The sequence below is a fragment of the Pseudomonas sp. RW407 genome, assembly GCF_003176655.1.
GTDB classification, from domain to species: domain Bacteria; phylum Pseudomonadota; class Gammaproteobacteria; order Pseudomonadales; family Pseudomonadaceae; genus Pseudomonas; species Pseudomonas delhiensis.
Genome location: NZ_QGSL01000107.1, coordinates 593,024 through 602,458 on the forward strand (window position 1 = coordinate 593,024; position 9,435 = coordinate 602,458).

7 protein-coding genes are annotated in these 9,435 nt (G+C 67.0%); 5 read left to right on the forward strand and 2 right to left on the reverse strand.

All coding sequences use genetic code 11. The features are described from left to right. Positions 1 to 26: 26 nt before the first annotated feature. Positions 27 to 989, reverse strand: a complete 963-nt coding sequence (locus DK254_RS26730) for a 2-hydroxyacid dehydrogenase (RefSeq protein ID WP_371921182.1) — start codon at positions 987 to 989, stop codon at positions 27 to 29. Positions 990 to 1,072: 83 nt separating this feature from the next. On the opposite strand from DK254_RS26730, the gene DK254_RS26735 reads away from it, so the two are divergent. Further along, positions 1,073 to 1,702, forward strand: coding sequence for a LysE family translocator (locus DK254_RS26735; RefSeq protein ID WP_109936250.1), 630 nt, complete (start codon positions 1,073 to 1,075; stop codon positions 1,700 to 1,702). 347 nt (positions 1,703 to 2,049) lie between these two features. Here the strand turns inward: DK254_RS26735 and DK254_RS26740 are convergent, their stop codons facing one another. Beyond that, on the reverse strand, positions 2,050 to 3,225 hold the full coding sequence (locus DK254_RS26740) for an acetyl-CoA C-acyltransferase (protein ID WP_109936251.1): 1,176 nt from the start codon (positions 3,223 to 3,225) through the stop codon (positions 2,050 to 2,052). Between the two features lie 189 nt (positions 3,226 to 3,414). Between DK254_RS26740 and DK254_RS26745 the strand changes: the two genes are divergently transcribed. From DK254_RS26745 to DK254_RS26760, 4 genes are all read left to right on the forward strand, one after another. Then, positions 3,415 to 5,097 carry a fatty acid--CoA ligase gene (locus DK254_RS26745; RefSeq protein ID WP_109936252.1) on the forward strand — a complete coding sequence of 561 codons (1,683 nt, stop codon included), beginning with the start codon at positions 3,415 to 3,417 and terminating at the stop codon, positions 5,095 to 5,097. Between the two features lie 199 nt (positions 5,098 to 5,296). Continuing rightward, entirely contained in the window at positions 5,297 to 7,168 is a 1,872-nt protein-coding gene (locus DK254_RS26750; RefSeq protein ID WP_109936253.1) for a DUF1302 domain-containing protein, read from the forward strand. A 112-nt stretch (positions 7,169 to 7,280) separates the two neighbouring features. Continuing rightward, entirely contained in the window at positions 7,281 to 8,654 is a 1,374-nt protein-coding gene (locus DK254_RS26755) for a DUF1329 domain-containing protein (protein ID WP_109936254.1), read from the forward strand. Positions 8,655 to 8,776: 122 nt separating this feature from the next. Beyond that, a complete protein-coding gene (locus tag DK254_RS26760; RefSeq protein ID WP_177412116.1) occupies positions 8,777 to 9,217 on the forward strand; it encodes a response regulator in 441 nt (146 codons plus the stop codon). Positions 9,218 to 9,435 lie beyond the last annotated feature (218 nt).

Sequence of the window (9,435 nt, forward strand, 5' to 3'; positions counted from 1 at the left end):
AGGGCGCGAGTTTAGCACTTCGCGCTTCAGTCGACCCGCCGCAGCCTGTCGCCGCGGAAGAAGGCCGCGGCGTTGTCCGTCACCTGGCCGACGATGCGCTGCCGCGCCTCGCGGCTGCCCCAGGCGTTGTGCGGGGTGACGATCAGCCGCGGGATGTCGCCGGCCAGCAGCGGGTTGCCGTCCTTGGGCGGCTCGACGCTGAGCACGTCGGTGGCGGCGCCGCCCAGGTGGCCGCGGCGCAGGGTGTCGGCCAGGGCCTGCTCGTCGATCAGGCCGCCGCGGGCGGTGTTGACGATGAAGGCGCCGGGCTTCATCAGGTCCAGCTCGCGCTGGCCGATCATCCCGCGGGTCTGGTCGGTCAGCGGGCAGTGCAGGCTGATGGCGTCGACCTGCGGCAGCAGCTCGTCCAGCGCCAGGCGGTCGGCGCGCGGCGGCCGGCCGGGCAGTTGGCCGAGCAGCACGCGCATGCCGAAGGCCTCGGCCAGGCGGCCCACCGCGCCGCCCAGCTCGCCGTGGCCGAGCAGGCCGAGGGCCTTGCCCTCCAGCTCGACGATGGGGTAGTCCAGCAGGCAGAACTGGGTGGCCTGTTGCCAGCGCCCGGCGCGCACCGCCGCCTGGTAGTCGGGCAGCCGGGTGGCCAGGGCGAGCAGCAGGCCGATGGCGTGCTGGGCCACCGAGGCGGTGCCGTAGCCCTGGCAGTTGCATACGGCGATGCCGCGTTCGCGGACGGCGGCCAGGTCGATGTTGTTGGTGCCGGTGGCGGTGACCAGGATCAGCTTCAGGTCCGGGTTGCTGGCCATGGCCCGGGCATCGATCGGCGCCTTGTTGGTGATGGCGACCTGGGCGCCGTGCAGGCGCCCGGCGATCTCGCCCGGGGCGCTGGCGGCGTGCAGGAGCAGTTCGCCGAAGGCCTGGTGCAGCGGCTGCAGGTCGAGGTCGCCGAGGTCGAGGGAGGCGGTGTCGAGGAACACGGCGCGGGAGCTGTTCATCACTGGCTGTACCTTTTGCGGGAAGCGGGGCTGGCGTAAGGTTGCCAGCCTGACGGCGTTAATCACACCCCTGCGGAGGTTGCATGTACTGGACGGAATTCCTCACCGTGGCATTGATCCACCTGCTCGCGGTGGCCAGCCCCGGCCCGGACTTCGCCGTGGTGGTGCGCGAGAGCGTGACCCACGGCCGCCGCGCCGGCACCTGGACGGCGCTGGGGGTGGGCTGCGCGATCTCCATCCACGTGACCTACTCGCTGCTGGGCATCGGCCTGATCGTTTCGCAGTCGATCATGCTGTTCAACACCCTCAAGTGGCTGGCCGCGGCCTACCTGTTCTACATCGGCATCAAGGCGCTGCGGGCGAAGCCTGCCGGCGGCGACGGCAGAGTGGAGGTCGCTGCGCCGAGCGAACGCACCCCGCGCGGGGCCTTCGTCAGCGGCTTCGTCACCAACGGCCTGAACCCCAAGGCGACGCTGTTCTTCCTCTCGCTGTTCACCGTGGTCATCAACCCGCACACCCCGGTGCTGGTGCAGGCCGGCTACGGCGTCTACCTGGCCTGCGCCACCGCGGCCTGGTTCAGCTTCGTGGCCCTGCTGTTCAGCCAGCAGCGCGTGCGCGCCGGCTTCGCCCGCATGGGGCACTGGTTCGACCGGATGATGGGGGTGGTGCTGGTGGGGTTGGGGGTCAAGCTGGCTTTCACCGAACTGCGCTGAGGGTTGGGTGCTTGCGCTTTTCGTAGGAGCGAGCTTGCTCGCGAATGGTGCTTGGCTGGGGCTTTGGGTATTGGGCTTTAGAGCGCCCTCTCCCTAACCCTCTCCCTGAAGGGAGAGGGGACCGTTCGGTGTGTTCGGTTGCTTCGGCGTTAGCCGGCTTGTACCGATTACCCGGCTAACACCAAATCCTTTCTCGGCACGGGGAGAGGGGCTCTCAGACCTGCCACCGATGTTCCGGCCAGCAGCCGAAAATCGCGCAGGGAATGGCATACACAGCGGCTTGCACGGAGCCGAAACGAAAAGGGCGCGACCATGGTCGCGCCCTTTTTCTGTTACCGGTAACAGCGTTACAGCAGCTCGATGGCCACCGCGGTGGCCTCGCCGCCGCCGATGCACAGCGAGGCCACGCCGCGCTTGCCGCCCTTCTTCTGCAGGGCGTTGATCAGGGTGACGATGATCCGCGAGCCGGTGGAGCCCACCGGGTGGCCCTGGGCGCAGGCGCCGCCGTAGACGTTGACCTTGGCGTGGTCCAGGCCGTGTTCGCGCATTGCCAGCATGGTGACCATGGCGAAGGCTTCGTTGATCTCGAACAGGTCGACGTCGTCCTTGCTCCAGCCGGTCTTCCTGAACAGGTTGGTCATGGCGCCGATGGGGGCCAGGGTGAATTCGCTCGGGTCCTGGCTCTGGGTGGCGTGGCCGACGATCTTCGCCAGCGGCTTCAGGCCGCGGCGGGCGGCTTCCTCGGCGGTCATCAGGACCAGGGCGCTGGCGCCGTCGGAGATGGAGCTGGCGTTGGCCGCGGTGATGGTGCCGTCCTTCTTGAACGCCGGCTTCAGGCTGGGAATCTTGTCCAGGTTGGCGGTCAGCGGCTGCTCGTCGTCCTTCACCAGCACTTCGCCCTTGCGGGTGGTGACGGTCACCGGGACGATCTCGCTGGCCAGGGAGCCGTCGTGGATCGCGGCCTGGGCGCGCTTGAGCGACTCGATGGCGTAGGCGTCCATCGCCTCGCGGGTGATGCCGTTGCTGTCCGCCGTGTCCTGGGCGAAGGAGCCCATCAGGCGGCCGCTGCGGGCGTCTTCCAGGCCGTCGAGGAACATGTGGTCCTTGATCTCGGCGTGGCCCATGCGCAGGCCGGTGCGGGCCTTCTCCAGCACGTAGGGGGCGTTGGACATGCTCTCCATGCCGCCGGCGACCATGATCGTGTTGGTTCCGGCCTTGAGCAGGTCGTGGGCCAGCATCACCGCCTTCATGCCCGAGCCGCACAGCTTGTTGATGGTGGTGCAGCCGGTGGCGGCGGGCAGGCTGGCGTTGAGTGCCGCCTGTCGGGCCGGGCCCTGCTTCAGGCCGGCCGGCAGCACGCAGCCCATGATCACTTCCTCGACATCGGCGGCGTCGATACCGGCGCGGGCGACCGCCTCGCGGATGGCGATGGCACCCAGTTCCACCGCGGGGACCGCGGCCAGGCTGCCCTGGAAGCCGCCCATGGGGGTGCGGACGCCGCTGACGATGACGATTTCGGACATGGAAAACTACCTCGTGGCTCTTGTTCTTGGGGGCGGCCGTGAACGACCGGGTGGCGGCGATTCTAGCGCGTGACCGGATCAGGCCAAAGAGTCACCCGCAAATCACTCTTTGGATGGATGATTGGTCATGATCGCGCCTCTACAGTCACCGGCATCGACTCCCATGAAGGTCCCACAGGTAAGCCGAACATGCTCAAGACCCGTCTCCTCCCCGCTGCGAGCAATGCCTACCAGTACCCGTTGCTGGTCAAGAGCCTGCTGTTGTCCGGCGCGCGCTACGAAAAAAGCCGCGAGATCGTCTATCGCGACCTGGTGCGCTACAACTACGCCACCTTCAACGAGCGCGTCGCGCGCCTGGCCAACGTCCTCACCGAGGCCGGCGTGCAGGCCGGCGACACCGTGGCGGTGATGGACTGGGACAGCCACCGCTACCTGGAGGCGATGTTCGCCATCCCGATGATCGGCGCGGTGCTGCACACCATCAACATCCGCCTCTCGCCGGAGCAGATCCTCTACACCATGAACCACGCCGAGGACCGCTTCGTGCTGGTCAACAGCGAGTTCGTGCCGCTCTACCAGGGCATCGCCGGGCAGCTGACCACGGTGCAGAAGACCCTGTTGCTGACCGACGGCGCCGACAAGACCTGCGCGCTGCCCGACTGCATCGGCGAATACGAGACGCTGATGGCCGCGGCCAGCCCGCGCTACGCCTTCCCCGACTTCGACGAGAACTCGGTGGCCACCACCTTCTACACCACCGGTACCACCGGCAACCCCAAGGGCGTGTACTTCACCCACCGCCAGTTGGTGCTGCACACCCTGGCCATGGCCTCGACCATCGCCAGCCTGGACAGCATCCGCCTGATGGGCAACAGCGACGTGTACATGCCGATCACCCCGATGTTCCACGTGCATGCCTGGGGCACCCCCTACGTGGCCACCATGCTCGGCATCAAGCAGGTGTACCCGGGGCGTTACGACCCGGAACTGCTGGTGGAGCTGTGGAAGCGCGAGAAGGTCACCTTCTCCCACTGCGTGCCGACCATCCTGCAGATGGTGATGAACGCCAAGGCCGCCCAGGGCCTGGACTTCAACGGCTGGAAGATCATCATCGGCGGCAGCGCGCTGACCCGCTCGCTGTACGAGGCGGCCCAGGCCCGCGGCATCCAGCTGACCGCCGCCTACGGCATGTCCGAGACCTGCCCGCTGATCTCCTGCGCCTACCTCAACGAGGAGCTCAAGGCCGGCAGCGAGGACGAGCGCACCACCTACCGCATCAAGGCCGGCGTGCCGGTGCCGCTGGTGGACGCGGCGATCATGGACGAACACGGCCAGCTGCTGCCGGCCGACGGCGAGTCCCAGGGCGAACTGGTGCTGCGTTCGCCCTGGCTGACCCAGGGCTACTTCCGCGAGCCGCAGAAGGGCGAGGAGCTGTGGGCCGGCGGCTGGATGCACACCGGCGACGTGGCCACCCTCGACGGCATGGGCTTCATCGACATCCGCGACCGCATCAAGGACGTGATCAAGACCGGCGGCGAATGGCTGTCCTCGCTGGAGCTGGAGGACCTCATCAGCCGTCACCCGGCGGTGCGCGAGGTGGCCGTGGTGGGGGTGCCGGACCCGCAATGGGGCGAGCGCCCGTTCGCCCTGCTGGTGCTCTTCGAGGGCCAGCAACTGGACGCCAAGGGGCTGAAGGAGCACCTCAAGCCTTTCGTCGAGCAGGGCCACATCAACAAGTGGGCGATTCCCTCGCAGATCGCCGTTGTTACTGAAGTTCCCAAGACCAGCGTGGGCAAGCTGGACAAGAAGCGCATCCGTGTGGATATCGCTCGTTGGCAGGAATCCGGCAGCGAATTCCTCTCCGCCCTGTAATCCCTTCCCTCCGGCTGCGTCCCCCAAGCAAGCGCTTGGCACGGGGCGCAGCCTCTGCTAATCCTTTCTGCGAGCCGTCTAGCTTGCGGCTCGTTGCCGCAGCGACGCGCTAAATCACACTTTCGAGGGATCAAGCCCGTCGGGGGGCTGGCTATAGTCGCTGCCACTCATAACAAAAATCACACATGGAGTAGCGTCGATGACACAAATGAAGAAGATCTGGCGCCTGGCGCGTTTGCCGCTGGCCGTCAGCCTGGCTTCCACGCTTGCCACTCCCGCTTCGGCGGTCACCTTCAACATCGGCGAGATCGAGGGCTCCTTCGATTCCAGCCTGTCGGTCGGCGCCAGTTGGTCGACGCAGAATCCGGACAAGAACCTGATCGGCGTGAACAACGGCGGCAAGGGGCTGTCGCAAACCTCCGACGACGGCCACCTGAACTACAAGGCCGGCAAGACCTTCTCGAAGATCTTCAAGGGCATCCACGACCTGGAGCTGAAGTACGGCGACACCGGCATCTTCGTCCGCGGCAAGTACTGGTACGACTTCGAGCAGAAGGACGAGAGCACCGAGTTCAAGCCGCTCAGCGACAGCGGCCGCAAGGAAGCCGCCCAGGCCTCCGGCGCCGAACTGCTCGACGCCTTCATCTACCACAAGTACAGCATCGCCGACCTGCCGGGCAACGTGCGCCTGGGCAAGCAGGTGGTGAACTGGGGCGAGAGCACCTTCATCCAGGGCGGCATCAACTCGATCAACCCGTTCGACGTCACCGCGTTGCGCCGCCCGGGCTCCGAGATCAAGGAAGCCCTGGTGCCGGTGAACATGTTCTACCTGTCGCAGAACATCACCGACAACCTGTCCGCCGAAGGCTTCTACCAGCTGGAGTGGGACCAGACGGTAGTGGACAACTGCGGCACCTTCTTCTCCCAGCCCGACGTGATCGCCGACGGCTGCACCGACAACCTGCGCGTGCTGACCAACGCCCAGGCGCTGGGGCCGGCGAACGTTGCGCTGGCCAAGCAGTTCGGCGTGGACATCAACAACGAAGGCGCCCTGGTGCGCCGCGGGCCGGACCGTGACGCCCGCGACAGCGGCCAGTACGGCCTGTCGCTGAAGTACTACGCCGATACCCTGAACACCGAGTTCGGCGGCTACTACATGAACTACCACAGCCGCCTGCCGATCTTCAGCGGCCGTGGCGCTTCCCAGGGCACCTACAACCTGGCGAGGTCCCTCAGCGGCACTCCGCTGCAGGCCTTCGCCCCGCTGCTGGTGGCCGGCAACTCCTCGTACTTCGTCGAGTACCCGGAAGACATCCACCTGTACGGCCTGAGCTTCTCCACCACGCTGCCCACCGGCACGGCCTGGCAGGGCGAGATCAGCTACCGGCCCAACGCCCCGGTGCAGCTGAACACCACCGACATCCTGTTCGCCGGCGTGGTACCGCTGGGCGGCCCGGTGTTCGGCAACGCCTCGGTGCTCGAGGGCGCCCCGGATACCGACCTGCACGGCTACACCCGCAAGGAAATCACCCAGCTGCAGACCACCTTCACCCACTTCTTCGACCAGGTCATGGGCGCCGAGCGCCTGACCCTGGTGGGCGAGGTGGGCTGGACCCACGTCGGCGGCCTGGAGAGCACCTCCAAGGCCCGCTACGGCCGCGACCCGGTGTTCGGCCCCGGCCCGCTGCCGGGGGGTACCTGCCAGGTGCTCAACGCCTCGACGCTTGGGGCCAACGGGCCGCAGAACAACCTGTCGCGCAACTGCGAGAACGACGGCTTCACCACCGCCGACTCCTGGGGCTACCGCATGCGGGCGATCTGGGACTACAACGACGTGTTCGCCGGTGTGAACCTCAAGCCCAACGTGGCCTGGTCCCACGACGTCGACGGCTACTCCCCCGGCCCGGGCGGCAACTTCGAGGAAGGTCGCAAGGCGATCAGCCTGGGCGTGGACGCCGACTACCTGAACACCTACACCGCGAGCCTTTCCTACACCAACTACTTCGACGGCAAGTACTCCACCCTGGTCGACCGCGACTTCGTCGCGCTCAGCTTCGGCGTGAACTTCTAAGCGGTACCCGCGCCCCGCCCGCTGCCGGGCGGGGCGCCAGCAGACAGAGATCGCGAGCGCGGCGGCGCGGCCGCTGCGCGAGCAGTAACGACTCATCGAGGACGACGCGATAATGAGAACAACAAAGAGACTGCTGCAAACCGGCGCGCTGGCCCTGGGCCTGAGCCTGCTGGCCACCCAGGTGATGGCCGCGGTATCCGCCGCCGACGCTGCCAAGCTGGGCTCCACCCTGACTCCGGTCGGCGCCGAGAAGGCCGGCAACGCCGACGGCAGTATCCCCGCCTGGACCGGCGGCCTGCCGAAGAACGCCGGTGCCGTCGACGCCAAGGGCTTCCTCGCCGACCCCTTCGCCAGCGAGAAGCCGCTGTTCACCATCACCGCGCAGAATGTCGAGCAGTACAAGGACAAGCTGACCCCCGGCCAACTGGCCATGTTCAAGCGCTACCCCGACACCTACAAGATGCCGGTGTACCCGTCGCACCGCACCGCCACCCTGCCTGACTCGGTGCTGGAAGCGACCAGGAAGAACGCCACCGCCACCAACCTGGTGCAGGGCGGCAACGGCCTGCAGAACTTCCAGACCGCCAACCCCTTCCCGATCCCGCAGAACGGCCTGGAAGTCATCTGGAACCACATCACCCGCTACCGCGGCGGCCACGTGCGTCGCCTGGTGACCCAGGCCACCCCGCAGGTCAACGGCAGCTACTCGCTGGTGTACTTCCAGGACGAGTTCGTGTTCCGCACCGACCTGAAGGACTACGACCCGAGCAAGCCGAGCAACGTGCTGTTCTACTTCAAGCAGCAGGTCACCGCCCCGGCCCGCCTGGCCGGCAACGTACTGCTGGTGCACGAGACCCTCGACCAGGTCAAGGAACCGCGCCTGGCCTGGCTCTACAACGCCGGCCAGCGCCGCGTGCGCCGCGCCCCGCAGGTGTCCTACGACGGCCCCGGCACCGCCGCCGACGGCCTGCGCACCTCGGACAACCTGGACATGTACAACGGCGCGCCGGACCGCTACGACTGGAAACTGGTGGGCAAGCAGGAGCTGTACATCCCGTACAACAACTACAAGCTCGACGATCCCAAGCTGAAGTACGCGGACATCATCAAGCCCGGCCACCTCAACCAGGACCTGACCCGCTACGAGCTGCACCGCGTCTGGCACGTGGTCGCCACCCTGAAGCCGGGCGAGCGCCACATCTATGCCAAGCGCGACTTCTACATCGACGAGGACACCTGGCAAGCCGCCGAGATTGATCACTACGACGGCCGCGGCACCCTGTGGCGCGTGGCCGAGGCCTTCTCGCAGTACTACTACAACAACCAGGTGCCCTGGTACACCGCGGAAACCCTGTACGACCTGCTCTCCAGCCGTTACCTGGTGCTGGGCCTGAAGAACGAGGAGAAATCCGCCTACGACTTCAACTACAGCGCTTCGGAAAGCGACTTCACCCCCGCGGCGCTGCGCCAGGAAGGCGTGCGCTAAGGTCGGTTGCCCTTGCTGACAGAGCCGGCCTTCGGGCCGGCTTTTTCTTGGGCCCGGCGCGGCTACGGCGATGTGGCGAAATGCCGCTATACTCCCGGCAAAACGCCGCCATGGGTGAGCCCTTGCCTCACGCGTACCGCAACCTGCTCGACGACGAAGAGATCGAGGCGCTGCTGGAGATCACCGTCCGCCCCGAGCGCCCCCCGACGGTGCTGCTGGTGGACGACGACCCGCAGGTGCTCGCCGAGATGCGCGAGCTGATCGAAAGCGCCGACCTGCAGTGCCTGACCGCCCGCAACAGCGCCCAGGCCCTGCGCCGCATCGGCCGCGACGAATCGGCCATCGACCTGCTGGTCACCGACCTGTGCATGGACGGCGAGGGCGCGGGCCTGGAGCTGATCCGCCAGCTTCACGCCCAGGGCACCTTCCTGCCGATCATCGTGCTCTCCGGCACCACCCGCGCCCGCGACGTGGTCGAGGCGATGCGCCTGAACGTGCTGGACTTCCTGCTCAAGCCGGTGGAGCCGGCGGAGTTCCTGCAGACGCTCAAACGTTACCTGTAAAGCGCCTGGCGAGCGGGCCCTGCCCGCGATATCGCGCGCAGGGCGCGCTCCTACAGGGGAATGGCGCGGGCGAGGCGGCGGAGCGGATCTCATCCGCGAATCGCGCCGATACTTCCGGCTATCGCGGACAAGGTCCGCTTGTGTCTGCGACTTTCGATAGGATCGAAGGTGAGAGCGACGGGAGGCAAGCTGCAGGTCCGCGGTGTTCGCAGCACGAG

What these genes read in the sequence shown, in the direction of transcription:
- DK254_RS26750 (WP_109936253.1), top strand. Translation starts at nt 5,297, where the DNA reads ATGACACAAATGAAGAAGATCTGGCGCCTGGCGCGTTTGCCGCTGGCC.
- DK254_RS26735 (WP_109936250.1), top strand. Translation starts at nt 1,073, where the DNA reads ATGTACTGGACGGAATTCCTCACCGTGGCATTGATCCACCTGCTCGCG.
- DK254_RS26755 (WP_109936254.1), top strand. Translation starts at nt 7,281, where the DNA reads ATGAGAACAACAAAGAGACTGCTGCAAACCGGCGCGCTGGCCCTGGGC.
- DK254_RS26745 (WP_109936252.1), top strand. Translation starts at nt 3,415, where the DNA reads ATGCTCAAGACCCGTCTCCTCCCCGCTGCGAGCAATGCCTACCAGTAC.
- DK254_RS26730 (WP_371921182.1), bottom strand. Translation starts at nt 989, where the DNA reads ATGAACAGCTCCCGCGCCGTGTTCCTCGACACCGCCTCCCTCGACCTC.
- DK254_RS26740 (WP_109936251.1), bottom strand. Translation starts at nt 3,225, where the DNA reads ATGTCCGAAATCGTCATCGTCAGCGGCGTCCGCACCCCCATGGGCGGC.